Origin of the sequence: Bradyrhizobium sp. NC92, assembly GCF_025200865.1 — a bacterium.
In the GTDB taxonomy this organism is placed as follows: Bacteria; Pseudomonadota; Alphaproteobacteria; order Rhizobiales; family Xanthobacteraceae; genus Bradyrhizobium.
Window position 1 is genome coordinate 2,029,026 of the sequence record NZ_CP104171.1, and the last position, 25,533, is coordinate 2,054,558.

26 protein-coding genes are annotated in these 25,533 nt (G+C 64.7%); 19 read left to right on the plus strand and 7 right to left on the minus strand.

Annotated features, from left to right (window positions below; translation table 11 throughout):
- Window position 1 precedes the first annotated feature (1 nt).
- From N2602_RS09490 to N2602_RS09505, 4 genes are read left to right on the plus strand one after another with little or no spacing between them, the layout of a single operon-like run.
- Window positions 2–421: a hypothetical protein gene (locus N2602_RS09490; protein WP_260382470.1), complete on the plus strand. Its 420-nt coding sequence runs from the start codon at window positions 2–4 to the stop codon at window positions 419–421.
- Entirely contained in the window at window positions 418–900 is a 483-nt protein-coding gene (locus N2602_RS09495; RefSeq protein ID WP_212254449.1) for a rod-binding protein, read from the plus strand. Before N2602_RS09490 ends, N2602_RS09495 begins: the two co-directional genes overlap by 4 nt.
- A gap of 39 nt (window positions 901–939) precedes the next feature.
- Entirely contained in the window at window positions 940–1,440 is a 501-nt protein-coding gene (locus N2602_RS09500) for a flagellar biosynthesis protein FlgN (protein WP_260382471.1), read from the plus strand.
- On the plus strand, window positions 1,437–1,895 hold the full coding sequence (locus tag N2602_RS09505) for a hypothetical protein (RefSeq protein WP_212254451.1): 459 nt from the start codon (window positions 1,437–1,439) through the stop codon (window positions 1,893–1,895). Before N2602_RS09500 ends, N2602_RS09505 begins: the two co-directional genes overlap by 4 nt.
- A 135-nt stretch (window positions 1,896–2,030) precedes the next feature.
- Here N2602_RS09505 and N2602_RS09510 read toward each other — a convergent pair whose 3' ends face one another.
- Window positions 2,031–2,801: a response regulator transcription factor gene (locus tag N2602_RS09510; protein WP_311739347.1), complete on the minus strand. Its 771-nt coding sequence runs from the start codon at window positions 2,799–2,801 to the stop codon at window positions 2,031–2,033.
- An 820-nt stretch (window positions 2,802–3,621) separates the two neighbouring features.
- Between N2602_RS09510 and N2602_RS09515 the strand changes: the two genes are divergently transcribed.
- Entirely contained in the window at window positions 3,622–4,572 is a 951-nt protein-coding gene (locus tag N2602_RS09515) for a hypothetical protein (protein ID WP_172786934.1), read from the plus strand.
- Between the two features lie 12 nt (window positions 4,573–4,584).
- On the opposite strand, the gene N2602_RS09520 is transcribed toward N2602_RS09515, so the two are convergent.
- Complete coding sequence (locus N2602_RS09520; RefSeq protein WP_172786933.1) at window positions 4,585–5,163, minus strand: MarR family winged helix-turn-helix transcriptional regulator; 579 nt, start codon at window positions 5,161–5,163, stop codon at window positions 4,585–4,587.
- A 612-nt stretch (window positions 5,164–5,775) separates the two neighbouring features.
- Here N2602_RS09520 and N2602_RS09525 point away from each other — a divergent pair.
- Complete coding sequence (locus N2602_RS09525; protein ID WP_172786932.1) at window positions 5,776–6,663, plus strand: dienelactone hydrolase family protein; 888 nt, start codon at window positions 5,776–5,778, stop codon at window positions 6,661–6,663.
- Between the two features lie 58 nt (window positions 6,664–6,721).
- Here the strand turns inward: N2602_RS09525 and N2602_RS09530 are convergent, their stop codons facing one another.
- Window positions 6,722–7,990 carry a serine hydrolase gene (locus tag N2602_RS09530; protein ID WP_260382473.1) on the minus strand — a complete coding sequence of 423 codons (1,269 nt, stop codon included), beginning with the start codon at window positions 7,988–7,990 and terminating at the stop codon, window positions 6,722–6,724.
- Window positions 7,991–8,111: 121 nt separating this feature from the next.
- Window positions 8,112–8,960 (minus strand): SDR family oxidoreductase, encoded by an 849-nt coding sequence (locus N2602_RS09535; protein ID WP_260382474.1) that lies wholly within the window; start codon window positions 8,958–8,960, stop codon window positions 8,112–8,114.
- Between the two features lie 155 nt (window positions 8,961–9,115).
- Between N2602_RS09535 and N2602_RS09540 the strand changes: the two genes are divergently transcribed.
- Window positions 9,116–9,850, plus strand: a complete 735-nt coding sequence (locus N2602_RS09540; protein WP_260382475.1) for an HAD family hydrolase — start codon at window positions 9,116–9,118, stop codon at window positions 9,848–9,850.
- Between the two features lie 46 nt (window positions 9,851–9,896).
- On the opposite strand, the gene N2602_RS09545 is transcribed toward N2602_RS09540, so the two are convergent.
- Both N2602_RS09545 and N2602_RS09550 read right to left on the minus strand, forming a co-directional pair.
- Window positions 9,897–10,304: a nuclear transport factor 2 family protein gene (locus tag N2602_RS09545; protein WP_212254458.1), complete on the minus strand. Its 408-nt coding sequence runs from the start codon at window positions 10,302–10,304 to the stop codon at window positions 9,897–9,899.
- Window positions 10,305–10,398: 94 nt separating this feature from the next.
- On the minus strand, window positions 10,399–11,883 hold the full coding sequence (locus N2602_RS09550) for a mannitol dehydrogenase family protein (RefSeq protein ID WP_260382476.1): 1,485 nt from the start codon (window positions 11,881–11,883) through the stop codon (window positions 10,399–10,401).
- A gap of 143 nt (window positions 11,884–12,026) precedes the next feature.
- On the opposite strand from N2602_RS09550, the gene N2602_RS09555 reads away from it, so the two are divergent.
- From N2602_RS09555 to uxuA, 6 genes are all read left to right on the plus strand, one after another.
- Entirely contained in the window at window positions 12,027–12,836 is an 810-nt protein-coding gene (locus tag N2602_RS09555; RefSeq protein ID WP_260382477.1) for a FadR/GntR family transcriptional regulator, read from the plus strand.
- Between the two features lie 82 nt (window positions 12,837–12,918).
- Window positions 12,919–13,884 carry a sialic acid TRAP transporter substrate-binding protein SiaP gene (locus N2602_RS09560; RefSeq protein WP_409241915.1) on the plus strand — a complete coding sequence of 322 codons (966 nt, stop codon included), beginning with the start codon at window positions 12,919–12,921 and terminating at the stop codon, window positions 13,882–13,884.
- A gap of 242 nt (window positions 13,885–14,126) precedes the next feature.
- Window positions 14,127–14,705, plus strand: a complete 579-nt coding sequence (locus N2602_RS09565; protein ID WP_260382479.1) for a TRAP transporter small permease — start codon at window positions 14,127–14,129, stop codon at window positions 14,703–14,705.
- A gap of 4 nt (window positions 14,706–14,709) precedes the next feature.
- Window positions 14,710–16,116 carry a TRAP transporter large permease gene (locus N2602_RS09570; protein WP_172786924.1) on the plus strand — a complete coding sequence of 469 codons (1,407 nt, stop codon included), beginning with the start codon at window positions 14,710–14,712 and terminating at the stop codon, window positions 16,114–16,116.
- The gene (locus tag N2602_RS09575; protein ID WP_260382480.1) at window positions 16,113–17,162 is read left to right on the plus strand and encodes an L-idonate 5-dehydrogenase; all 1,050 of its coding nucleotides are present in this window, start codon (window positions 16,113–16,115) and stop codon (window positions 17,160–17,162) included. Before N2602_RS09570 ends, N2602_RS09575 begins: the two co-directional genes overlap by 4 nt.
- Before the next feature lie 13 nt (window positions 17,163–17,175).
- Complete coding sequence (gene uxuA / locus N2602_RS09580) at window positions 17,176–18,366, plus strand: mannonate dehydratase (protein WP_260382481.1); 1,191 nt, start codon at window positions 17,176–17,178, stop codon at window positions 18,364–18,366.
- A gap of 147 nt (window positions 18,367–18,513) precedes the next feature.
- Here uxuA and N2602_RS09585 read toward each other — a convergent pair whose 3' ends face one another.
- Window positions 18,514–19,452, minus strand: coding sequence for a LysR family transcriptional regulator (locus N2602_RS09585; protein WP_172786921.1), 939 nt, complete (start codon window positions 19,450–19,452; stop codon window positions 18,514–18,516).
- 211 nt (window positions 19,453–19,663) lie between these two features.
- Between N2602_RS09585 and N2602_RS09590 the strand changes: the two genes are divergently transcribed.
- The 6 genes from N2602_RS09590 to N2602_RS09615 all read left to right on the plus strand — a co-directional run bounded on the left by N2602_RS09590 (window position 19,664) and on the right by N2602_RS09615 (window position 25,526).
- Window positions 19,664–20,743 carry an ABC transporter ATP-binding protein gene (locus tag N2602_RS09590; protein WP_260382482.1) on the plus strand — a complete coding sequence of 360 codons (1,080 nt, stop codon included), beginning with the start codon at window positions 19,664–19,666 and terminating at the stop codon, window positions 20,741–20,743.
- Window positions 20,744–20,755: 12 nt separating this feature from the next.
- Window positions 20,756–21,472, plus strand: a complete 717-nt coding sequence (locus N2602_RS09595) for an HAD family hydrolase (RefSeq protein WP_260382483.1) — start codon at window positions 20,756–20,758, stop codon at window positions 21,470–21,472.
- Window positions 21,473–21,486: 14 nt separating this feature from the next.
- The gene (locus N2602_RS09600; protein ID WP_260382484.1) at window positions 21,487–22,794 is read left to right on the plus strand and encodes an FAD-binding oxidoreductase; all 1,308 of its coding nucleotides are present in this window, start codon (window positions 21,487–21,489) and stop codon (window positions 22,792–22,794) included.
- Between the two features lie 21 nt (window positions 22,795–22,815).
- A complete protein-coding gene (locus N2602_RS09605; protein WP_260382485.1) occupies window positions 22,816–23,862 on the plus strand; it encodes an ABC transporter substrate-binding protein in 1,047 nt (348 codons plus the stop codon).
- Between the two features lie 69 nt (window positions 23,863–23,931).
- Window positions 23,932–24,744, plus strand: coding sequence for an ABC transporter permease (locus N2602_RS09610; RefSeq protein WP_172786997.1), 813 nt, complete (start codon window positions 23,932–23,934; stop codon window positions 24,742–24,744).
- Window positions 24,741–25,526 carry an ABC transporter permease gene (locus tag N2602_RS09615; protein WP_260382486.1) on the plus strand — a complete coding sequence of 262 codons (786 nt, stop codon included), beginning with the start codon at window positions 24,741–24,743 and terminating at the stop codon, window positions 25,524–25,526. Before N2602_RS09610 ends, N2602_RS09615 begins: the two co-directional genes overlap by 4 nt.
- Window positions 25,527–25,533: the final 7 nt, after the last annotated feature.

The window sequence follows — 25,533 nt, forward strand, 5'->3', positions numbered from 1 at the left end:
CATGACGTCGCGCGCGGACAAGCTCGGCCGGATGGTCTCGCTGGTGAAGCTTCAGCTCCGGCTCTCCGAATGGCAGCTCGCACAATTGCGGCAGCAGGAGCGCAGCCTGCAGGACGAGCAGGAATGGTTGGTCGGAGCCTTGAACGATGGAAAGCCGCCGGCGGGATCGTCGAACGAATCGATCGCCCGGCGGCTCAACAGGACGAGCGTCGGCGCCCGCGCGGTGCAGGCGCAGGCCGCGCAGCAGCTCGACCAGGTTCGCCGCGAGACCCGCCGCGTGAAACAGCTCGAGGAGGTCGCCAAGGCCGCGCTCGCCGACAAGCTCCGCGATGCCGAGAAGCGCTCGCTCGAGGACATGACGGGAACGAGCCTTACCGTGCGCGCGTGGACGCCACTGCCAGCCAACCGGAACAAGACATGATCGTGACAGCGACGCCCGACCTCGTCCTCGACGTCCTCGAAGCCGCCGACCCCGTGGCGCAGCGCGCCGCGACCGCGAAGCTCGATGCGCTGAAATCATCGGACGCCGATTTCGCCGCCACGATGGAGGCGGAAGTCGGCAAGGCCAAAGCGGCGACTGCCGACCAAGTCGCGGCGAAAGTCGCCGAAGCGCAGTCGGGAGCGGTGAACGGGGCGCCAGTGCAGGTAATCAAGGCGCCGGCATCCGGCGAGGTCTACCGGAAGTTCGAAGCCTTCATCCTCCAGACCTTCGTCGAGACGATGTTGCCGAAGGACTCGGAGGAGGTCTTCGGCAAGGGCACGGCTGGCGGCGTCTGGAAGTCGATGCTTGCAGAGCAGCTCGGCAATCAGCTGGCAAAGGGCAAGGGCGTCGGCATCGCCCGGCAGCTCGCCGCCGCACATCCGGCCGGACCGGACGCTGCGGGGAAGGCCGGATCGTGATCGGCGAACGGGTGACAGAAGTTGAGAGGTGAATTTCCAATGCAGGCACAAGAAGGCGCGGTGGCCGTGGCGATGGACCAGGCGGTCGCGGACACCGAGATGATGACGACGGAAGCCGCGCTGCTGCCCGTGCTGCTGCCGATCGGGGGTGGCGAGGCGATGGTCGACGCCGCGGATGCGGTGAGATCGGACGAGATGCGTGGCCTGCTGGCTGCAATCCGCCGGCTCGCGAGTATCGTCGAGGAGGAGACGACCGCACTCGCGACGGGCCAGAAGATCGATTTCGACGACTTCAGCGCGCGGAAGAGCCGGAGCATGCTCGAGTTCGTCCGCCTGATGCGGGCGCGGATGCACCTCGGCGGCGAGGTCGAGATCACCGAGGAGATTCAGCGGCTGCGGGAGAAGCTCGAACGGAATCGTTCCATTCTGGAAATGCACTACGACGCGGTCCGCGAGGTCGCGAGCATCATCGTCAAGGCGGTCAAGGACGCCGAGTCGGACGGCACCTATACCGGTCGCACAGCGCAGGACGGAAAATGATCAGACTGGTGCTGGCCGGGCTCTGGGTATGCATCCTGACGGCGGGCACGAGCTATGCCGTCGCCTATTGGAAGGAGAAGGGCAGCCTGCTGCCGGCGAAGGACGAATATCTCGAAGGGCTGCAATATCACAAGACGCGGGCGCTGAGCGTGCCGATGGTCGAGAACGGCAATGTGCAGGGCTACATCGTCGCGCGCTTCGTCTACACCATGGAGGGACGGACCATGCACCAGCTGAACGTTCCACCGGAGCCGTTCGTCGTCGACGAGGCCTTCCGCAGGATCTATGCCGACGATCGTCTCGACTTCAGGAAGCTCGCCCGCTACGACCTCGCCGTCCTGACCACGGCCATCAAGCAACGCGTCAACGAACGGATGCAGGGTGACATCGTCCAGGACGTCCTGGTCGAGGACTTCAACTACGTCTCCAAGGAAGAATTCCAGCAGAAGCCGTAGGGCATGTTGTTCGGAATAGCGCGGCGCTTGCGCCGCCACGGCAAGCCCGCGTGCTGCCGTCTCTGCCGCTGAAAGCGCAACGGCCTCTGCTGCTCGCAGAGGCCGTTACCGGTTTGGTGGCGATGTCCTGCCGCGTCAGTTGCTGGCCGGGTATGCGGCCGGGGCGGCCTGCGCCCGGTTCAGGAGGATGCCGACGTCGTCGAGCTCCTGCACCGGCTCGTCGAGGGTTTCGCCCGCCGGGATGTTGAGGCGGTATCCGACGTAACGCCGGGCCACGATCGCGTCGAAGCCGAGGCGGTCGCGGAGCTTCTTGCGCAGCTTGCTGACGTGGCTCTCGATCACGCTCTCGTCGAAGGTGGATTCGAAGATGCCGTAGACCGCGTTGAAGATCTGCGTCTTGGTGATCCACTTGCCGTGGTTGGCCACCATATATTCGAGAATGCGCAGTTCGCGGCGGGGCAGGGTGAGGGCGTGGCCCGCGATTTCGGGGTCACGGCCGTTGAAGAAGACCTGGATCCTGCTCTCGCATGGCCTCGGCAGCTCGCCCACCCGGCGGCGCGCGATCGCGGCCGTTCGGGCGAGGATCTCGCGCAGGTGTATAGGCACGTGCACGACGTCGTCCACGCCCGATTCGAACAGCTCCAGCGTGTTCTTGAGCATCTTCTGGCCGCTCATGGCGATGATGGGAGCCGATGAGCGCTTGCGCATCGCCCGCGGCAGGCTTCCGCGGGCATCGCAATCCCCGAGGAGAAAGGCGTCCACCGCCGCCAGATCGGATTCGCTCGCAGATTGCAACCAGTCCCAGAATTCTCCGGAGGAGAAGCCGATCGACGATACGCCTTCGCGAACGAGCCCTCCGACGTAGCCGTTCGCGACGCTCTCGCGATCATCAACGATAATATACATCAGTCTTTCGCCCCTGTTTCGCACTTGTTGCGGCCGGTTGGGTTGTTGTGATGCCCCGGCTCGGCAACGATGCTGTTTGACGACATTCCATCCCGCGAACCGTTGTTATGGTTTCGATATTCGCGGGCAGCCCTACGCGTTCAGTGCCTGCGTCTCGCGGGCCTGTTACTTCAACTCGATACTGAAACGCTTACTGCGTGAGGCTCGGCGGGCGTCTTACGGATCACCTCGCGGAGCAGATTGAGAAACGACCTAGAACAGTTGCGCCAAGTTGCTCATCGCGTCCGAACACTGCTGAACTGTGTCGATCTCCTCGCCAACTGGCGAGAATCACTTGAGTAGGACCGTAACAATTGCCGATTCCCGATCAAGCGTGCGTAAGAAAGCGATTGCTACGTGTGCTTGATACTGTTGATTCGTCTCGGGTTGTTTCTTGATATATCCAATCGTATCAGTTGATTTGAATCCTAAACTAGTTTTGCACCGTCGTGGTTGTATGGTTCCGCATCCCCGTACAATTACAGCCGTTTTGGGTGGTGCTCCGGGTCATGCAAATTGTGGGGTTTTCAACCCCGGATTGACACTGGAACCCGCTTTACCGCGTGCGACAATTCGACTCACGTCTGCGCCGCGACTCCAGCTTGGTGAAATCTTGGCGAGTGTGTGTCTTTCGAGTCGCACTCTCGCCACGTGTATGACGCGATCGACTCATGCGACGCCTCATCGCGCGTGATGAAAAGCTTTCGACACGCACGTTTCAGGCAAGCTTCGGCAAATAGCGTCACCGCTCGACAGACCGAACCGAACGGAGCATTTGCATATGTTGTCCGATGGACAAGCTCGTCCCAACGCGACCGCGGATGTTTTCGCGGCGGCGAAGCCGGCGCCGGAGGCGAGCGATACAATGGACAACGCGGCGCGAACGCCCAAGCCTGCCGCGAGCGCAAAGCGTGTATCGGCCGCGGCGAGCGACGAAGCTCTCGCAAAGGAGGCACTCGAGGGCTTGAAGCGCATTCGTGCCAAGGCACGGCTCGACAAGATGGCTATCCCGAAACCTGCGCCGGTCGCGATCAAGCCGGCCGTGATCGTGGCGAAGCCGCCGCCGCCTCGTCCGACATGGGTCGTGCCGCTCGCAACGCTGGCGGTCGCTGCCATGTTGGTGGTCTGCGCCTGCACCGGCGTGATCGCCTATCTCACCACCCAGCCGGCGCCGAACAACGTTGCGGCCAATGCGGAGATCAGGAATCTGCGCGAGACCGTCGCGCAGCTGCGCAAGCAGGTGTCGGGCGTGTCTGAAAATCTCGACGGCTTGCGCACCGCGGTCGATCAATCCAGCAAGGTCACGAACGATCGCTTCGGCAGGTTTGCGGAGAATCTGGACCGGATCGAGCGGGTGAGCTCGTCCTCGACGGCAAAGCTCGACAAGCTCGCTCAGGTGCAGGCCCAGGCTCCTGCGCCGGCGACGGTGCAAACGCAGCCGGTGTCGCCGCAAGGGCCGATGATGGCCGCAGTCGCCGCGCCCGAATTCACGGGATCGGTGCCTGCACCCGAGCGGGCGTCGGCGCCGCGCAAGGCAATCAAGGGCTGGTCGGTCCGTCAGGCCTATGAGGGGATCGCGATCCTGCAAGGCCCGAACGGCGTCATCGAAGCCGTGCTGGGACAGCAGGTGCCCGGTCTTGGCCGCATCGAAGAGATCAGGAACGAGAACGGGCGCCTGGTGGTGGAAGCCAGCGGCGGCGTCATCTATTCGTCGCGCAAGGCAACGCCCTGATCGAGCGGCCTACTATTGGCGGTGATGCTCGAAGCTGGTGCACAGCAGATCGACCTCCGCCTCGGCAATCGGCGCGCGAAACAGGCGGCAGCTGAACTCGGCCGCCGTCTTGCTGTCGGTACCGGCGCGATCCTCCCGCAGGAAGATGCACCGCTTGCAGACGTCGGTGTGGTGCCGTTGCTCGGCGGCATCGGAGTGGTCAAGCACGTGCCGGAACGTGTCGCGGAAGCGGATCTTGACCTCGTCACCGAGAACGGCAATCGCTTCGACGAGGACGTTGACGGGGTCGCGCACCAGAAACTTCTTGCCCTGCTGGGTCACGCTCAACGTCACCGACCGCTTGTCGGTGGCCGAGCGCTTCCGCTCGAGATAGCCGAGCCGCTCGAGCTCGCCGATGATGAACGAGGCGGTGCCGCGCGTGGTGCCGACGTAGCTCGCCAGCGCCGAGGGGGTTCGGGAAAACCGGTTGGCGCGGGAGAGGAAGCGCAGCGCCATCCATTCGCGGTCGCGCAAACCATGCTTGGTGCCTTCGAACCACAGGATGCGTGCGGCCTGCTCCAACAGTTCTATCGATTCGCGCGCCAAATTCATTTCAGTTCCAGGTCGGATAAACTTTATTCAATTGAGCCTTGATTAGCGCAATCGGGGCGGACGGGAATGAACCCGCTTGCGCTTCGTCGTCCGTTGCCGGCGAGCGTCGCGCGTCGCGGGAAGAAGCCTCTGCGTTTCCGAAGATGGAACTTCCGGCCGTGGAACTAGGGTGTCACAAAGAAAGACCGGGTAAATCGCGCGGCCCAGATCCTCCGAAAATTTCAATCAAATGACGTCGGTTTGCACGTGAATTGGTGATGACGCACGGTGCACGAACAACATGATGTGTCACCATCGTCACCGGGATTGCAATTTGTTGCGGCAGAGCCTGTCGGGTGCGCGAATAGGAGCATTCTCTGCAGCGACGGCAGGCCTGGCGCCAGGGAAAGAACCGCTTCTTTCGGTTAATGGATGTTGCGATGCAGTGCAGCTAGACGGTTAAGTCCGGCACACGATCGGGCTCCGGCGGACGGCGGACACCGGTGCTCGCCAACGAAGGGGTGAGGCGGTGAGCCGTGTCCTCGCAGGCTGGTGAGTTGCCTTTGTCCCGCAATTATTGGCGAATGCGGCGCCCGAGGGGCATCAGCATGGGAATCAGGAATGGGAAGATCGATGAGCTTTGAAAACACCATCACATCCGACGTCATTGGACTGACGAAAGTCGCCCCGCTCTCGCGCCGCGGATTCATGAGCGCCACCGCAGCCGTCGCCGCGGGCTACACGCTCGCGGCCGGTCCGGTCCGGGCCGATATCGTCACGACGGATACCAGCGGCCTCCAGGCCGGTGATGCCAAGATCAAGGTCGGCTCCGAGGAAATGCCCGCCTATTTCGCCCGCCCGGCCGGCAATACCAAGGCGCCGGTGATCATCGTGGCGATGGAGATCTTCGGCCTGCACGAATACATCAGGGACGTGACGCGGCGTCTCGCCAAGCTCGGCGCATTCGCGGTCGCGCCCGACTATTATTTCCGCAAGGGCGTCGACCTGACCAAGGTCGCGGACGTCAAGGAGCTGCTGCCGGTGGTGAATGCGAAGCCGGACGCGGAGTTGTTGTCGGATCTGGATGCTGTGGTCGCCTGGGCAGGATCGCAAGGCGGCGACGCAACGCGGCTCGGCACCATCGGCTTCTGCCGGGGCGGCCGCACGGTCTGGGAATATGCCGCCCACAGCGGTGCGCTCAAGGCGGGCGTTGCCTTCTATGGGACCCTGGTCGATCCCGCCAACCCGTTGTGGCCGAGGAGCCCGCTGCAGCTCGCGCCCGAGATGAAGGCGCCGGTGCTCGGCCTCTATGGCGGCGCCGATACCGGCATTCCCGTCGCCCAGGTCGAGCAGATGAAGGCAGCGCTCGAGCAGAGCAAAAAGCCGGCCGACTTCAAGATCTACCCCGAAGCGCCGCACGGCTTCCATGCCGACTATCGCGGCAGCTACCGCAAGGACGCCGCCGAAGATGCCTGGAAGCAGGCAGAGGCCTGGTTCAAGAAATACGGCGTGTTGAGCTGACGCTCAATCAAGAGGGCGGCCAGAGCGGCCGCCCTTTCTCTTTCAGGGCGTGACGATCTCACTTCGTCATCGCGCCGTAGACGATGTCCTGGACCTGCTCGCGATAATATTTCCTGAGCTCACCCGGCGCCGCCGTCCCCACCACGACGACGAGACGTTCCTTGGGATCGCAGAAGAACTGCGTCCCGTAAGCTCCGTTCCAGGTGAACTCGCCGGGATTGCCGGGGACCGACGATAATCCTTCGGCCGTCCGGACCGCGACCGAAAGGCCGAAGCCGAAGCCACCGCGATGCGGCTCGACATTGGCGACGTTGTTCTTGATCTCGGGGCCGAGATGGTTCGTCGTCATGTGACGGACCGTCTTCGGACCGAGGATGCGCTGACCGTCGAGCTCGCCGCCGTTGAGCAGCATCTGTCCGAAGCGGATGTAGTCGCCGACCGTCGCGAACGAGCAGGCGCCGCCGCAGTCGAACTTGGTCGGGGTGTCCAGGAGCTTGATGGCCTGCGGCTTGCCCGTCAGCGGATCGTTCGCGAAGGGGCGGGCGAGGCGCGGGCGCTGCGCGTCGGTCGGATGGAAGGTCGCGTCCTTCATGCCGAGCGGCTGCCAGACATTGGCGGCGAGATAGTCGCTGAGCTTCTGCTCGCTGACCTTCTCGACGACGGCGCCGAGCACGTCGATCGAAAAGCCGTATTCGAACTCGGTCGAGGGCTGATGCGCCAGCGGCAGCTTGGTGAGGCGATCGATGAAGGCCTGGGTGTCGCCTTCGATCGCCGGCGCTGTGCCATCGGGATATTGCCGCGCCACCGGGCTCGACGAGTCCGGACGACCGCCATACATCAACCCCGACGTATGCCGGTAGAGATCGTGGATGAAGATCGGCCAGGCCTGCGGCTCGAGCTTGAGCGAACCGTCGGCCTGGGGAACGCCGACCTTCATGTCGGCGAAGCCCGGGTAGTAATCGGACAGCTTGGCCTGGAGCGGCAGCCGTCCCTGCTCCATCAGCGTCAGGCCGGCGACCGCTGCCATCGGCTTGGTCATCGACGCCAGCGCGAAGATCGCATCGATCGGCATCGGCGTGCCCTTGGCCGGGTCGAGCTGGCCATAGGCCTTGTAATGGACGAGCTTGCCGTCACGGGCGATGGCGACCACTGCGCCGGGCACGCGCTTGGCCGCGATCTCGCGCGCGAAGAAATCATCGAGGCGTGCAAGGCCCTGTTTCGAAAATCCGACATCGTCGGGATTGGCTTCGGGCAGCGGCGCGGCGCGCGCGGCGCTGAGCGTGACGACGGCAATCGTCGCCGCGATCATGGCGATCGTCTTGTTCATGCATCCTCCCAAGGGGCGAGCTCGTTGTGTGGTGGCTCGCTCGACGCCTAGATCATGACCGCGCAGGCACGAAGTCAAGCGCGGGCAAGGCATGTCTGGCAGGCATCGGAGCGCAGGAACCCTATGGTCCTTCGCCCGCGCGCCAGAGAGCGTCGAGGCCGTGCCGATAGGTGGGATGGACAAGCGTGACGCCGAGCTCGCGCTTCAATTTCGCATTGGAGACCCGCGCGCTGCTGGCATAGAAGCTGCGGGCCATCGCCGACATCTCGGCGGTGGCGAACGCTTCTTCCGGCGGCGGCGCCACGCCGATCAGTTGTGCGGCATAGGCGATCACGTCCTGCGGCGGCGCGGGCTCGTCGTCGCAGATGTTCCAGGTGCCGCCGCGCACGTGGTGGATGGCGGCCATGATCGTGCTCGCGATGTCGTCGACGTGGATGCGGTTGAAGACCTGTCCCGGCTTGATGATGCGCCTCGCCGTTCCCGCGCGCAGCGTCGCCAGCGCGTTGCGGCCGGGACCATAGATGCCGGCAAGCCGCAGGATCGCCGCATCGCCGCCCGTCGCATCCGTCCAGGCCTGCTCTGCCGCGATCCGCATCCGTGTGCGGTCGAGGACGGCCTGCGGCGGCGTGCTCTCGTCGACCCAGCTGCCCGCGTGATCGCCATACACGCCGATAGTGGAGAGATAGACGACCTTGCAGCGGTTTCCCTTGAGCACGCCGCCGAACGCCGCGATCGCGGGATCGCCGGTGCTGCCGGGCGGGATCGACACCAGGAGGACGTCGGCGTCGCGAACCCGTTCAACCGTCTCGGGCGACGGATCGCTACCGGAAAACGGATGCACCTCGATGCCGGCGAGATCGTTCCGCTGCGCGGGATCGCGCACGGTGCCGGCGACATGCGAGAAGCTGTCGCCGTGCTTGCGGACGAAGTGCCGGGCACTGTAGCCGAGGCCGAGAATGAAGAGCCGCATGCGCCTCCTGTGCAGGTCGAAGGTTCCCGTTCGCGCCGTCATGCGCAGTTCGCTCATAAGAGATTTTTGGGTCCGGCAAAAGATATTGCGATTTGTCTCCCCCACAGGCTCGGTCGATGCTCGCTTCTCGCAGCATCGGAAGGGAGGGATCGATCATGCAGGCCGAAGCGTTGGTTCAGTCGCCAGCAGGCGCCGCCGAATTGATCCGCCGCGCGGCCGCGCTGATCTTCGACGTTGACGGCACCCTGGCCGAAACCGAGGAGCTGCATCGGCAGGCCTTCAACCTTGCCTTCGCCCGCCGCGGTCTCGATTGGCAATGGGACCGCGCCGTCTACAAGGACCTGCTGCGGGTGACGGGCGGCAAGGAACGCATGCGCGCCTACCACAAGAGGCTCAAGACCGCTCCGCCGTTGTCGGATATGGACATCGCAGAGCTTCACCGCATCAAGACCGCGCACTATGCCGAGCTGGTCGAGACTGGTCGTTGCCCCTTGCGGCCGGGCGTGACGGATCTGCTCACGACCGCGAAGGCGCGCGGCCAGCGGCTTGCGATCGCGACCACCACATCGCACGGCAATATCGATGCGCTGCTGTCGCGGGCGCTGGGCAAACGCTGGGCTGCGGATTTCGACGCGATCGTCGCCGGCGATGACGTCAGGCACAAGAAGCCGGCGCCGGACGTCTATTGCGAGATCCTGGCGCGGCTGAAGCTCGAGGCATCCGATTGCGTTGCGATCGAGGATTCCGCCAACGGTCTGGTCGCGGCCTCGCGCGCCGGCATCCCGGTTCTGATCACCCGCAGCATGTTCTTTGGCGACGATGACTTCACCGGGGCACATGGCGTGCTGGACGATCTGTCGGAACTTTCGGACCGTCAAACAAAAAACTGAAAAACAACCCCATGCACAGTAGATCACGCTCGCGTGATCGCCGCGCTCAGTGGACGCGGTGACTGGCTCTATCGTCCTCAGCCTGCTCGACAATCTGCGCGATCGGGCTGGACTGATGGTGCACCAGGCGCCAGTCGTTGCCGACGCGGCGAAAATGGTTGGCGGCAGCCAACGCAGTGCCATCCACGATCTCGATGCAGAGCACGCGGGCGCTGTCGCCGTCGATGATGGCCTGCGGCTCGGCGCAGACGATCTGCGGCCGCTGCGGGTTTTGCAGGATGTCGCGCCAGCTTCCGATCACGGTGGCGCGTCCGATGATCGCCGGCCAGCCGGGATGGATGCAGGAGATGCCGTCGTCGTCCGCCCACATCCGTTCCATGCCGGCGAAGTCGCCGGTTGAAAAAGCGGCGTAGAAGGCCGCGTTGGCGGCGATGACCTTGGTGTCGTTTCCCATCGCTCTCGGGTGGGGCAACGACGGGCAAAAATCAAGCGCGACTTCCGTCGATTTTGGCCGCAGTGCAGCATTCAAGACGCTGCTCGCGTCGTGGTCACGCCGAAACGTGCGTTGCCACGGCCCGTCGTGCGCCGTCGGCATAGAGGCGGCCGAGCGCCACGGTGACGGCCTCGCGCAGGCGCGGCTCGGCGGCGAGCGGCCCGAACACCTTCGCCACCCCCAGCAGTGCGGGGGCGAGGCGCTCGGCAACGGGCCCCGCCTCGCGCGCCAGTGCGGCGAACTCCCCGGCGAGCGGATCGCGCACGTCGATGGCGCGGCCCTGCTCATCGACGCCGCTGACATAGCGCATCCAGCCGGCGACCGCGAGCGCATGCGTTGCGATCGGCAGGCCCCTGGCAAGGCGATCCTGCATCGCGCCCAGCAACCGCTGCGGCAGCTTTTGCGAGCCATCCATCGCAATCTGCCAGGTGCGGTGATGCAGCGCCGGATTGGCGAAGCGCTTGAGCAGCGAGGCGCGATAGGCGCCAAGGTCGGTGCCCACGGGCATCGTCAGCGTCACCGCAGCCTCTTCCATCACCCGTGCGGCGAGGCGTGCGAAGTGAGGATCCTGCATGGTGTCGGCGATGGTCTCGTAGCCGGAGAGATAGCCGAGATAGGCGAGCGCGGAATGGCTGGCGTTGAGCAGCCGCAGCTTCATCAGTTCGAACGGCTTGACGTCGCCGACGAGCTCGACCCCCGCCGCGGCAAGGTCTGGCCGGTCCGCGGTGAAGCGGTCCTCGACCACCCATTGCGTGAACGGCTCGGTCATGACAGGCCAGGCGTCGCGCATGCCTAGCGCGGATGCGATCGCATCGCGATCGGCATCCGTGGTTTCCGGCACGATGCGGTCGACCATGGTCGAGGGGAAAGCGACCGTATCGGCGATCCACTTGCCGAGATCTTTCGAGCGCAGCGCGGCAAATTGCGTCACGATCCGCTGCACGGTGTGGCCGTTGGCGGCGAGGTTGTCGCAGCACAGCACGGTGAAGGGCGAAAGACCCTGCGCCCGCCGCCGTGCCAGCGCGGCGACGATGAAGCCCGGCGCCGAGCGCGGCGCGTCGAAATTGTTCAGATCATGCACGATGTCGGGATGCCGCTCGTCGAGATCGCCGGTCTGCGGCGTGTGGCAATAGCCCTTCTCGGTGACGGTGAGCGAAACGATGCGGGTGGAAGGATCGGTCATCCGTTCGACCAGGGCTGCCGGCTTCTCGCGCGCGACGACACTGTCGAGCAGTGCGCCGATGACCCGGTGCTCGGTACCTTCGGCGGCACGCACGGCGACTGTGTAGAGGTGGTCCTGCGGGGCGAGCGCGTCGCGCGTATCCGGGCTGCGCAGGCTGGCGCCGACGATGCCCCAGGACGTCGCTCCTGCAGCAAGGCAATCGTCGATGACAACCGCTTGGTGCGCGCGATGAAATGCCCCCAGGCCGAGATGCACGATGCCAGGCGTGAGGCGCGATCGGTCATAGGCCGGACGGCGAATGGCAGGTGCCAACCGGTCGAGATTGGCGCGACCAAGGCGCATCGAGCTCTGGCGCATGGACGTCTCCCCTTTGCTTTGCCGCTGCTTGACACGGCGCCCGTATCAGGTCAATGCTCTGGTCAATTGGTAAGACCAATTTTCCAAAATTGGCGGGCCGCGGGCGCCGGGAGGCGTCGCGAGACCCTTTCGGGAGGACCAGCGTGCCGCTGGAAGCTGTGGAGGCGAGACGGCTCTATCGCCAGGTCGCCGATCAATTGCGAAGCCTGATCGACAGCGGCGAGTACGCGGTCGGCAGCCGCTTGCCGACCGAGCGCGAGCTCGCCGAACAGCTCAAGGTGTCGAGGCCCACCGTGCGCGAAGCCCTGATCGCGCTCGAGGTCGAGGGCCGCGTCCGCATCCGCGTCGGTTCCGGCATCTATGTGACCGAGCCCGCCGACGCCGTGCCGGCGCCATCAGCGATCATCGAAGGCCCGTTCGAGCTGCTGCGTGCCCGCGAATTCCTCGAAAGCGCCATCGCAGAGCAAGCCGCGCGCGTGGCGACCAAAGACGACATCGACCGCATCGACGCCGCGCTCGTCGCGATGGAGAATGTCGACCATCCTGGCGAAGCCTCGATGGTTCATGACCGCGCCTTCCATATCGCCATTGCGGGATGTCTCGGCAACGCCGTGCTGGTGCGGGTTGTCGGCGAGTTGTTCGACCAGCGCCTCAATCCCTATTTCGCGCAGCTGGCGCATTATTTCGAGAACCCCACCACGTGGCGAACCGCGCTCGACGAGCACCGGGCCGTGCGCGACGCCATCGCTGCGCGCCGGCCGCTGACGGCCCATGACGCCATGCGCGATCACCTCGCGCATTCGCAGGAGCGCTTTGCACAGAATTTTGGTGCCGAGACATCAGCAGAAGCAGCGGCTGCACGGAAGCAGGCGGCGCCGTCCGCGGTTCAGCCGGCGAAATCAAAACGACCGTCGAAGAAACAGGCCAAGAGCGGCAGCTCGCGGCGGCGGTGAGATTGGGCGGCTCGCATCCATGCCGGGGCGGGCCAACAAGAAGCAGACTTGAACGATGGAGGAAGAGTCGATGTTGAAGAAGATGACGATTGCAGCAGTGATTTCCGCCGCCACGCTGTTGGCGGCGACCAGCCCGAGCCTGGCGCAGACCAAGCTCAAATGGGCCCACGTCTACGAGACCTCGGAGCCGTTCCACACGGCGTCGGTCTGGGCCGCCCAGGAGATCGCCAAGCGCACCAACGGGCGCTACCAGATCGAGGTCTATCCGGCCTCCCAGCTCGGCAAGGAAGCCGACATCAACCAGGGCCTGTCGCTCGGCTCGGTCGACATCATCATCTCCGGCTCGAGCTTCGCGGCCAAGAGTTTTGCGCCGATCGGCGTGACCTATTATCCCTACACCTTCCGCGATGCCGATCACCTGCTCGCCTACACCAAGAGCGACATCTTCAAGGAGCTCGCCAAGGGCTATGAGGACAAGAGCGGCCACCACATCGTCGCGGTGACCTATTACGGCGTGCGCCAGACCTCGTCGAACAAGCCGATCAAGACCTGTGCCGACATGAAGGGCCTGAAGATGCGCGTGCCCGATGTGCCCGCCTATCTCGCCATGCCGCGCGCCTGCGGCGCCAACACCGCGCCGATCGCGTTCGCCGAAGTCTATCTCGCGCTCCAGAACGGCACCGTCGAGGCGCAGGAGAATCCGCTGACCACCATCGAGGCCAAGAAGTTCTACGAGGTGCAGAAGCACATCGTGCTGACCGGCCACATCGTCGACCACCTCAATACCGTGATCGCCAGCGCGCTGTGGAAGAAGCTCTCCGACGAGGACAAGAAGATCTTCACCGACGTGGCGCAGGAGGCGGCGGCCAAGGCCACCGGAGAGATCAAGCAGAACGAGGCCAAGCTGGTCGCCTTCTTCAAGGACAAGGGCCTGACCGTGACCGAAGTCGACAAGAACGAGTTCCGCGACACCGTGCTGAAGAACGTCGCATTCGAGACGTTTGGCTACCGCAAGGCCGACTGGGAGAAGATCCAGGCGGTGAAATAAGCCAGACCCTCATGGTGCGGAGCGCGAAGCGCGCTCCGGACGATGCTTCGCATCGCAGGGCGAACCATGAAGGCCCCGGTGCCACCTAGGTGTCGCCTGGGGCCATCCTTCGAGACGCTTGCTTCGCAAGCTCCTCAGGATGAGGAGCGGAGCGAGGTTACGCAGCAGAACTCGTTCGAGGTTCCGGGTTCGACGCTGACGCGTCGCCCCGGAACGAGGTGAGAGAGGTTTGAGAGGTACCCATGTCCACCGCCGAAATCCACCGGCAGATCACCGCGGACGAGATCGCCCATACCTTCGAGGAGGAGGCGACGCCGAAGGTCGATCTCGGCGTCTACGCGTTCGAGGACTGGGTCGCGCTGGCGATCTTCTGGGTGATGGCGCTTGCCGTCTTCCTGCAATTCTTCACCCGCTACGTCCTCAACGACAGCTATGCCTGGACCGAGGAGATCGCGACCTATTGCCTGATCGGCGTGGTCTTCATCGGCTCGTCGATGTGCGTGCGGCTGTCGCGGCACATCCAGGTCGACCTCGTCTATCGCTACCTGCCGCATGCCGTAGGGCGCGTGCTGTCGACGGCGATCGACCTGATCCGGATCGCCTTCTTCGGCTACGCCATCAAGCTGGTCTGGGTCTACATCAAGATCATCGGCGACGAGCAGATGACCACGATCAATCTTCCCAAGGACTACGTCTATTACGCCGTGCTGCTCGGCTTCGTGCTGATGTTCGCACGCTCCGTGCAGGTGGCACTCCAGAACTGGCGGCAGGGCTACTCGGTCCTCGAACGTCCCGGTGCCTACGACGGATCGGAAGGATAAGACCATGTTGCTGTTGCTCGGAGGCTTTCTCCTTCTGATGCTGCTCGGCGTTCCCGTGGCGATCGCCATGGCCGCGTCGTCGCTGCTCTACATCCTGGTCAGTGGCGTGACGCCCGACGTCACGCTGGCGCAGCGCATGATCGCCGGCGTGGAGAGTTTTCCTTTGCTCGCCGTGCCGTTCTTCATCCTGGCCGGCAATCTCATGAACATCGCGGGCGTGACCGGGCGCATCTACAAATTCGCCGTCGCGCTGGTCGGGTGGATGCGCGGCGGCCTCGGCCACGTCAACATCATCGGCTCGGTGATCTTCTCCGGCATGTCCGGCACCGCGATCGCGGACGCCGCCGGCCTCGGCACCATCGAGATCAAGGCGATGAAGGACCACGGCTACTCCACCGAGTTCTCGGTCGGCGTCACCGCGGCCTCGGCGACGCTCGGGCCGATCATTCCGCCCTCGCTGCCCTTCGTGATCTACGGCATGATGGCGAACGTCTCGATCGGAGCGCTGTTCCTCGGCGGCGTCATCCCCGGCATCGTCATGACGCTGCTGATGATGGCGACCGTCACCTATTTCGCGCACAAGAACAAATGGGGCAGTGATACGCCGTTCTCCTGGCCGCAGCTCGGTTCGGCCGGCCTCGAGATCGCCATCGTACTCGCTTTCCCGCTCGCAATCTGGCTGATGGTCGTTGCCGGCATGTCGGTGAACATGGCGGTCGTCATCGGCCTCGGCACGCTGCTCCTGATCGACTGGTATTTCGACTTCTCCGCGGTGATGGCGCTGATGGCGCCCGTGATCCTGATCGGCGGCATGACGCTCGGCTGGTTCACGCCGACGGAAGCCGCGGTCGCGGCCGTGATCTGGTCGCTGTTCCTCGGCCTCATCCGCTATCGCACCATGACCCTGAAGACGGTGGCCAAGGCGACCTTCGACACCATCGAGACCACGGCTTCGGTGCTGTTCATCGTCACCGCGGCCTCGATCTTCGCCTGGCTGCTGACGGTGTCGCAGGCGGCGCAGATGCTCTCGGACTGGATGCTCAGCATCACCCACAACAAATGGGTGTTCCTGGCGCTCGCCAATGTGCTGATCCTGTTCGTCGGCTGCTTCATCGATACCACGGCGGCGATCACCATCCTGGTGCCGATCCTGCTGCCGATCGTGCTCAAGCTCGGCATCGACCCGATCCATTTCGGCCTGATCATGACGCTGAACCTGATGATCGGTCTGTTGCATCCGCCGCTCGGCATGGTGCTGTTCGTGCTCGCCCGCGTCGCAAAGCTCTCGGTCGAGCGCACGACGGTGGCGATCCTGCCCTGGCTGGTGCCGCTGCTGCTCGCGCTGATCGCGATCACCTATATTCCCGACCTGACCCTCTGGCTGCCTAAATACATGGGACTTTCCAAATGACCTCGACCGCTCTCGCCGCGACCCTGTTCGGCCCCGAAGACCTGCGCATGATCGAGCATCCGCTCGACAAGCTCAGCCAGGGCATGGTGCGCATCCGCTTCGGTGCCGGCGGCATCTGCGGCTCGGACATGCACTATTTCCGCCATGCCCGCACCGGCGACTTCGTGGTGAAGTCGCCGCTGGTGCTGGGACATGAGATCTCGGGCGAGGTCGTGGAGATCTCCGGTACCGCCGCCAATCTGAAGGTCGGCGACCGCGTCGCCGTCAATCCGTCACGCTGGTGCGGCCATTGCGTCGCCTGCCGCGAGGGCCGGCCGAACCTGTGCGAGAACATCTACTTCATGGGCTCGGCCTCAAAGACGCCGCACATGCAGGGCGGCTTCGCCAATTATTTCGACGCGATCCCCGCGCAGTGCGTGAAGATTCCCGATCACGTCTCCTACCAGGCCGCGGCGCTGGCCGAGCCGCTCGCGGTCTGCCTGCACGCGGTCGCGCGCGCCGGCAAGATCGAGGGCAAGCGCGGCATCATCTTCGGTGCCGGCCCGATCGGACTTCTGACCATGCTCGCCGCGCACCGTGCCGGCATGGCTGACATCACGGTCGCCGACATCGCGCCGGCGCCGCTGGCCTTTGCGACCAAGCTCGGCGCCTCGCATGTTGAGAACGTCGCTGGCGGCGAGGAAGGACTGAAGGCACAGGCTGCCGCGCGTCCTTACGACGTCGCCTTCGAGGTCTCGGGCACGGCAGCTGGCCTAGCCAGCGCGATCGGGATCGTCAGGCGCGGCGGCGTCGTGGTGCAGATCGGCAATCTGCCGGGAGGCCAGATCCCGACACCGTCGAATGCCGTGATGGCCAAGGAGATCGACCTGCGCGGCTCGTTCCGCTTCGGCTTCGAGTTCATGAATGCGGTGGAACTGATCGGCAACGGCAGCGTCGATGTGCTGTCGCTGGTCACCGCCGAGCGGCCGCTCTCGACCGCGCCCGATGCGCTGCGGCTGGCGCTCGACCGCTCGCAGAGCGTCAAGGTCGTGCTGACCGCGAACTGATGGGAGGCAGCCTATGATGCTGGAGGGATGGCGCTGGTACGGGCCCGATGATCCGGTCTCGCTCGACGACGTCAGGCAGGCCGGCGCGAGCGATATCGTCTCGGCGCTGCATCAGGTGCCGATCGGGGAGGCCTGGACGCGCAAGGCGGTCGAGGAGCGCAAGAACTTCATCGAGAACGGCCAGCCCGGCCGCTCGCAGCTGACCTGGTCGGTGGTGGAATCGATTCCGATCCCCGACGACGTCAAGCGCCTTGGCGGAAAAGCGACGAAGTCGATCGAGGCCTGGATCGCGAGCCTGGAGGCGGTGGCGGCCAGCGGCATCAAGATCATCTGCTACAACTTCATGCCCGTGGTGGACTGGTGCCGCACCGATCTGGAATGGGAGCTGCCGAACGGCGCCCGTGCCATGCGCTTCGACCAGGACCGCTTTGCCGCGTTCGAGCTGCACATCCTGAAGCGCCCGGCCGCCGTACAGGAATATTCGCCGGAACAACAGGCGCGCGCGAAGAAATTGTTCGAGCAGATGAGCCAGGCGGATATCGACTATCTCGTCATGGTCATCGCCAGCGCGCTGCCGGGCTCGACCACCGAGCCGATGACCATCCCGCAATTCCGCGATCGGCTGGACACCTACCGCGACATCACGCCTGAGATCCTGCGGCAGCACCTTGCGGAATTCCTTGCGCGCGTGACGCCGGTGGCCGAGCAGCTCGGCGTGTCGCTGACGCTGCACCCGGACGATCCGCCGCGACCGCTGTTCGGCCTGCCGCGCATTGCTTCCAGCGCCGACGACTATCAGGCGCTGTTCGACGCCGTGCCATCCAAGGCGAACGGCATCTGTTTCTGCACCGGCTCGCTCGGCGTGCGCGCGGAGAACAATTTGCCAGAAATGGCCGAGCGCTTCGGCCCACGCGTCGCGTTCGCCCATCTGCGCGCGACCAAGCGCGAGGCGGACGGGTTGTCGTTCTACGAGTCCGACCATCTCGACGGCGACGTCGACATGATCGCGGTGCTCAAGGCGCTGTTGAAGGAGAACGCACGGCGCGCACCCGACAATCAAATCGTGTTCCGGCCCGATCACGGCCACCGCATGCTCGACGATCTCTCCGCCACCAAGCGCACCAATCCCGGCTACACCGCCATCGGCCGCCTGCGCGGCCTCGCCGAACTACGTGGTGCGATCAGGGCGATCGAGCATCGGTAGGGGCGGAATTCGAGCGCAGCTCTATCCACATCGTCATTGCGAGCGCAGCGAAGCAATCCAGAATCCCTCCGCGGAAAGACTCTGGATTGCTTCGCTGCGCTCGCAATGACGTCGGAGAGAGCGGGGCTTCACCGCGACGCCACCTGCTCAATAACACGCCGCCATGGCGCCGAGCTTCGGATAGAGCCGGTCGATCGCGGCGATCTCGCTTTTCATCTGCGCGATGATCCAGTCGCGGATCTCGGCGGCGATGGGACGCATGATCCGGTTGCGCGGTGGCAGGAATTCGCAGATGCGGCGCGTGGTGGTCAGCGTGTCGGAGGCCGGCACCAGCGCGCCGGTGAGCAGCCAGTGCGAGGCGACCGTCAGCCAGCCGAGCGCGATGCCCTGGCCGAGCAGCGCGGCCTGCACCACGACTGCATAGTCGGTGAAGCTCAGCGCCTTGGCCGCGCCGCGGCGCCCGGTGAGGAGCGAAGCGTAATCCGCGGCCCAGTCGCCCGGCGTCTCGGCGAGGCGGATGATGGTGTTGCCCTCGGCGGGATCAGTCTCGCCGAGATAGCCGGGGCTGCACATCGGCAGCATCACTTCCTTCATCACCAGCGTGCCGCCGGATGACGGCTCGTCGCGGTCACGGAAGCGCATGCCGAGATCGACATTCTCCACCGGCCCGCGCAGCGCGCCGGAGATCAGCTGGAAGCGCAGATCCACTTGCGGAAACTGCTTCTGCAGCTTGTCGATGCGCGGCATCAGCCAGTGCGTGGTGAAGGCGGAGGAGACCGACAGCGTCACCGTCTCGGTGCCCTTGCGGCGCCGCTCGATCTCGACGAGCCCGCTCTCGATGCTGCGAAAGCCTTCGAGCACGCGGCGATAGAGCAGCTCGCCTTCCTCGGTGAGCACCGCGCGGCCCGCCTTGCGATCGAACAGGCGGACGCCGAGATGCTCCTCGAACTGGCCGAGCATCCGGCTCACCGCCGGCTGCGTCACGTTCAATTCGGCCGCCGCCGCGGTGAAACTGCCGTTGCGCGCCGCCGCGTCGAACACGAACAGGGCGTTACTGGACGGCAGCATGCGGCGGAGCTCTGGCATAACGTCATGTTATGAGCGCGGTGAGAATTTGGCAATTGCCGAGTTTTGGCAAGTCTGGTGTCATGAGCATGACAGCCTAAACACAGGGGCTTCGGGAGAAGATTTGGTGCAGCGCACGCTTCGGCCGTGAGTGCTCCAAAGCCCTGTCTATAAAGCAGCCTTATGGCGCGCAGTGAGGCACGCCAGCGCAGGGACATCGCGAGGTCGATCGTTGGACAAGCGAGCGGAAAGCGTCGAGATCAGGTCCGCCAGCAAGGCCTATGGCGCTGTTCGCGCCCTCGACGACGTTTCGCTCAATGTCGGCGCCGGTGAATTCGTCTCGCTGCTGGGCCCCTCCGGCTCCGGCAAGACCACGCTGCTCGGCATTTTGGGCGGCTTCATCCTGCCGACCTCAGGCACGATTCTGTTCGGGGGCCGTGACGTCACCTATATGCCGCCGCACAAGCGCGACATCGGCGTGGTGTTCCAGAACTATGCGCTGTTTCCGCATATGAGCGTCGGCGAGAACGTCGCCTTTCCCTTGCGCGCGCGACGCCTGCCGAAATCCGTCTGGCCGGACAAGGTGCGCGCAGCGCTCAGCATGGTCGGCCTTGCCGGCTATGAAGAGCGCGGCATCGCGCAGCTCTCCGGCGGCCAGCGCCAGCGCGTGGCGCTGGCGCGTGCCATGATCTTCGAGCCGCGCCTGATCCTGATGGACGAGCCGCTCTCCGCGCTCGACAAGCAGCTGCGCGAATCCATGCAGATCGAGCTGCGCGCGTTGCACAAGCGCATCCAGGCGACCATCATCTACGTCACCCATGACCAGCGCGAGGCGCTGACCATGAGCGACCGCGTCGCCGTCATGAAGGACGGCCGGTTGGTTCAGATCGATGCGCCGGCGCGGCTGCACGATCATCCCGCCGATTCCTTCGTCGCCAGCTTTATCGGCGAAGCCACGATGCTGCCGGTCCGCCGCGTCGATGCTTGCAGCGTCGCACTCGGCAATGCCCTGCTGCGCAGCGCGCGCGCCATTCCCGATGGCGATGCCCTGATGCTGGCCGTGCACAGCGAGAAGCTGCTGATCGACGACGGCGCGCAGGATGAGGCCTGCAACCGGCTGACCGGAACGGTCACCGACATCGTCTATCAGGGCGAGAGCTTGCGCATTTTCCTCGCGCTCGCCGACGGCATCGCGCTCAGCCTGCGCCAGCCGAGCTATCACCAGGCCTATCACCGCATTCCGCCCCTCGGCGGCAATCTCACCGTCACGCTCCACCCCGAGGACACGATCGTCGTGCCCCGGGCAACCTGAGAGAAGAAGACCATGTCGACCCAAGCCGCGTTCAGCAATTTCAAGGTTCTCACCTTCGATGTCGTCGGCACCTTGATTGATTTCGAAACCGGCGTGCTCGAAGCCGTGCGCAAGATCGGAGGCAGGAAGGCAGCCGAGCTCAGCGACGAGCAGATTTTCGAGCCCTACAAGCGGGGCCGCGACAAGCACTACGAGCGCTCCAGCGAAGTGATGTTCCACGTCTATCGCCATCTTGCCACCGAGCTAGGTTTGCCCTCTGACGACGCATCCTGCGACGTGTTCCAGCTTTCGGTGCTGCGCTGGGGGCCGTTCCCGGATTCGGTGGAAGCGCTCAAGCGGCTGCGCACGAAGTTCCGCCTGGTCGCGATGACCAATGCCGACCGCGTCGCGCTGTCGTGCTACGCGCATGCGCTCGGAAATCCCTTCGATGACACGGTCTGTGCCGACGACACCGGTGTTGCCAAGCCCAATCCGGAATTCTTCGCCTACAACAAGGGCCGCCAATCGGCGTTCGGCTACAAGCAGTCCGATATCCTGCACGTCGCGCAGAGCCAGTATCACGACATCGGGATCGCGCGGAAGCTCGGCTACAAAGTGTGCTGGATCGAGCGCCGCCAGGGCATTGCCGGCTTCGGCGGCACGCCGGCGGTGGAGACGCTGACCAAGCCGGACTTCCATTTCCCGACGCTGAAGGCGCTCGCCGACGCCGCGATCGGCCCGGCGGCGTAACGGAGAGCTGTGGCATGACACGGGACTGGCGCGCGCTGCCTTCGGTCAATTCGCTGTGGGAAGCCACGGCGGATCCGGCGCGCGATTATCCCGTGCTGTCGGGCGAGAGCCAAGCCGATGTGGTGATCATCGGCGCCGGCTACACCGGCCTCTCCGCCGCGCACCACATTGCCAAGAGCGGGCTCAGCCCCGTTGTGCTCGAGGCCAACCGTCCCGGCTGGGGCGCGAGCGGGCGCAATGGCGGCGTGATCACGGCAAAATTCCGCCTCTCGTTCCGCGAGATCGATGCCGTGCATGGCCGCGCCATGGCGCGGCGCATGTACGAGATCGCGCATGAATCGACCGACATGGTCGAGGAGCTCGTCTCCGAATTCAGCATCACCAGCGCGAACCTTGTGCGCACCGGCCAGGTCAAGGCTGCGCACAATGAGACGACGCTGAAGGCCGCCATCGACGAGGCCAACTGGATGACGCGCGAGATGGGCTCGGCCGCGGCTCGCATCCTCGACAAAGGCCAGGTGCGCGAGGAGACCGGCTCCGACATCTTCGTCGGCGGCGTGCTCAATCCCGGCTCGGGCGGCATTCATCCGCTCAACTATTTGCGCGGCCTCGCCGATGGCGTCGCGCGCCGCGGCGTTGCAATCTTCCAGGGATCGCCGGTCACAACGCTTCGGCGGGAAGGCGACGGCATCGTCGCCGAGACCCCGCAAGGCGCGGTGCGCGCCAAGCAGGCGATCATTGCCACCAACAGCTATTCGGACCTGACCAGTGCCACCGCGCATCTGCAGCACACGCTGATTCCCTTCCGCAGCGCCATAGTCGCAACCGAGCGGCTCCCCGGCAATCTCGCGGGAAAATTGATGCCGACCGGGCGCACCTACACCGAGACCAAGCGCATGATGCGCTGGTTCCGCATGGTCGACAACCGTGTCATCTTCGGCGGCCGCGGCGCCTTCGGCAAGCAGGACTCGCAAGCCGCGTTCGACGCCTTGCGCAAGGCGATGGTCGGCATCTTCCCCGATCTCGCCGACGTCCCGCTCGCATACAAATGGTCGGGGCTGGTCGCGATGACGCTGGACTCGGTGCCGCATATCGGCCGGCTCGACGACCGCACGCTGTTCGCGGTGGGTTACAACGGCGCCGGTGTGGCGATGTCGAGCCTGATGGGCCGTTATCTCGCCGCCTTCGTGCGCGGCGAGACGCCCGACGTCGGCCTGCTCGATATCAGGCGCATGAAGGCGATCCCGTTCTATCCGCTGCGTGAGCCCGCCGTGCGCATGGTCGCCGGCTGGTACCAGTTTCTCGATGCGATCGGTCGGTGAGATCATTTGGAGGAGGTGAGGATGACGATGAAGCAGAAGTTTGGATTGGGCTGCGCGCTGCTGGGCGCAATCGGATTGAGCAGTGCGGCTGATGCCGCCGAGCAGATCACCTTCGTCTCGCAGGGCGGCGCCTATCAGCAGGCGCAGACGGTGGCGATCCTCGATCCCTCCGCCAAGAAGCTCGGCATCACCATCAACCAGGACTCCATTCCCGACGCCTGGCCCGCGATCAAGACGCAAGTCGGCAGCGGCAAGCCGATCTGGGACGTCGTCGACACCCCGACCGGCAACTGCCTGCGCGGCGGCGAGCAGGGGCTGATCGAGAAGCTCGACTTTTCGAAGATTCCAAACGGCGCGGCGATGCCGGAGGCTTATCGTAGTCCTTATTCAGTCTCCTACGAGTTCTATTCCAGCGTGCTGGCCTACAGCCAGAAGACCTTCCCGAAGGACGCGCCGAACAGCTGGGCCGATTTCTGGGACGTCAAGAAATTCCCCGGCCGCCGCGCGCTGCGCAACCACCCGTTCGCGACGCTCGAGGCGGCGCTGATGGCCGATGGCGTCGCGCCCGACAAGCTCTATCCGCTCGATGTCGACCGCGCCTTCAAGAAGCTGGAAGAGATCAAGCCGCACATCACGGTGTGGTGGACCTCGGGCGCGCAGTCGGCGCAGCTGCTCAATGACGGCGAGGTCGACATGGAGATGGCCTGGAACGGTCGGGTCAGCGCGGTGGCCAAGGAGGGCGCGAAGGTCACCTTCACCTACAATCAGGGCATTTTGCAGAGCACCTCGCTCTGCATCCTCAAGGGCGCGCCGAATCTGGAAACCGCGGTAAAATTCCTCAACGAGGCCGTCGATCCCGTGCACCAGGCCAACCTGCCGCTGCACATCGATTATGGCCCGGGCAATCCGAAGGCGTTCGAGACGGGCGTGATCAAGCCGGAGCGCGCGGCGCAATTGCCGAGCGAGCCCGCCAATGCGGCCAAGCAGGCGCTGATGTCCTACGCCTGGTGGTCCTCGTCCGCGGGCGAAGCCGCCGAGAAGCGCTGGGCGTCCTTCATGCAAAAGTAGGCGAGGCCAGCGTTGACGACATCCGTGCCAGATCCCTCCCAAAAGCATCAGCGCCGCGAGCACGGCCTGATGCTGGCATTGGTGTCGCCGGCGCTGCTGGTGATCCTTGCCCTGATCGTGCTGCCAGTCGGTTGGCTCGCCTGGCAGTCGATCTATCATGACGGCTTCACGCTGGAGAACTATCGCCGCGTCTTCACCGAAGATGTCTACTGGCGCAGCTTTGCACTGACGTTCGAGATCAGCCTCGCGGTCACGGCAATCGCGCTGCTGCTGGGCTATCCAGTGGCCTACCTCGCCAATTCGGTGCCGAAAGGGTGGAGCATCCTCATCCTGTCGCTGGTCGTGCTGCCGTTCTGGACCAGCGTGCTGGTGCGCGCCTATGCCTGGCTGGCGCTGCTCCAGCGCAGCGGCGTGATCAACCAGTTCCTGCGCTATCTCGATGTGATCTCCGAGCCGCTCGCGCTGGTCCACAACACGTTCGGCACGGTTGTCGCGACCGTGCACATCCTGCTGCCGTTCATGGTGCTGCCGCTCTATGCCACCATGCAGAAGATCCCGAACGATCTCATGCAGGCCGGCGCCAGCCTGGGCGCGAGCCCGTCGCTCACCTTCATGCGCGTGTTCCTGCCGCTGTCGCTGCCGGGTGTGCTTGCCGGCTGCACCATGGTGTTCGTGCTCTGCCTCGGCTTTTACATCACGCCGGAACTGCTCGGCGGCGGCCGCACCGTGATGGTGTCGATGCTGGTGAGCCGCAACGTCGAGCTCTACAACCAATTCGGCGCGGCCAGCGCGGTCGCTGTCGTGCTGCTAATCAGTGTGGTCGCGATCTTCTTCATTGTAAGCCGCTTCGTCTCGCTCGACCGCGTGTTGGGGCAGAAATGATGCGCGCCTCGCCCGCACGGATCGCCCTCTACGTGATCAGCGTGCTGGTGCTGGTCTATCTGATCCTTCCCGTTCTGATCATCGCGCCGATCTCGTTCTCCAGCGCGCGCTTCCTGACCTTTCCGCCGCCATCCTTCTCGCTGCGCTGGTACCAGCAATATTTCTCAAATCCCGCCTGGATGCAGGCGACGCGGGTGACGCTGACGGTTGCGCTCCTCACCGTCGTGATCGCGACCCCGTTCGGGGTGGCCGCCGCCTATGCCATCAGCCAGTCGAAGCTGCGGATCATGCGTCTCATCCACATGGCGCTGCTGCTGCCGCTCGTGGTGCCGATCATCATCACCGCCGTCGGCATCTTCTTCGTCTATGCCAAGGTCGGCCTGGTTGCGACCATGCCCGGCCTGGTGCTGGCCAACGTGATGCTGGGTTTGCCTTATGTCGTTATTTCTGTGCTTGCGGGCCTGCAGAGCTTCGATCCCGCGCAGGAGTTGGTGGCGCGCAGCCTCGGCATGAACCGCCTGCGCAGCTTCTTCGCGGTGACGCTGCCGCAGATCAAGTCCAGCGTGGTCGCCGGCGGAATCTTCGCCTTCATCTCGGCGATGGACGAGACCATCGTCGCGCTGTTCATCTCCGGCGGCCAGTATCAGCCGCTGACCAAGCGCATGTTCACCGCGCTGCGCGACGAGATCGATCCGACCATCGCCGCGATCTCGACCTTGATGACGGCGGCCTCATTCATGCTGGTGCTGCTGGCGAGCGCGCGGCAGAAGCGGAGCGGGTGAGGATAGC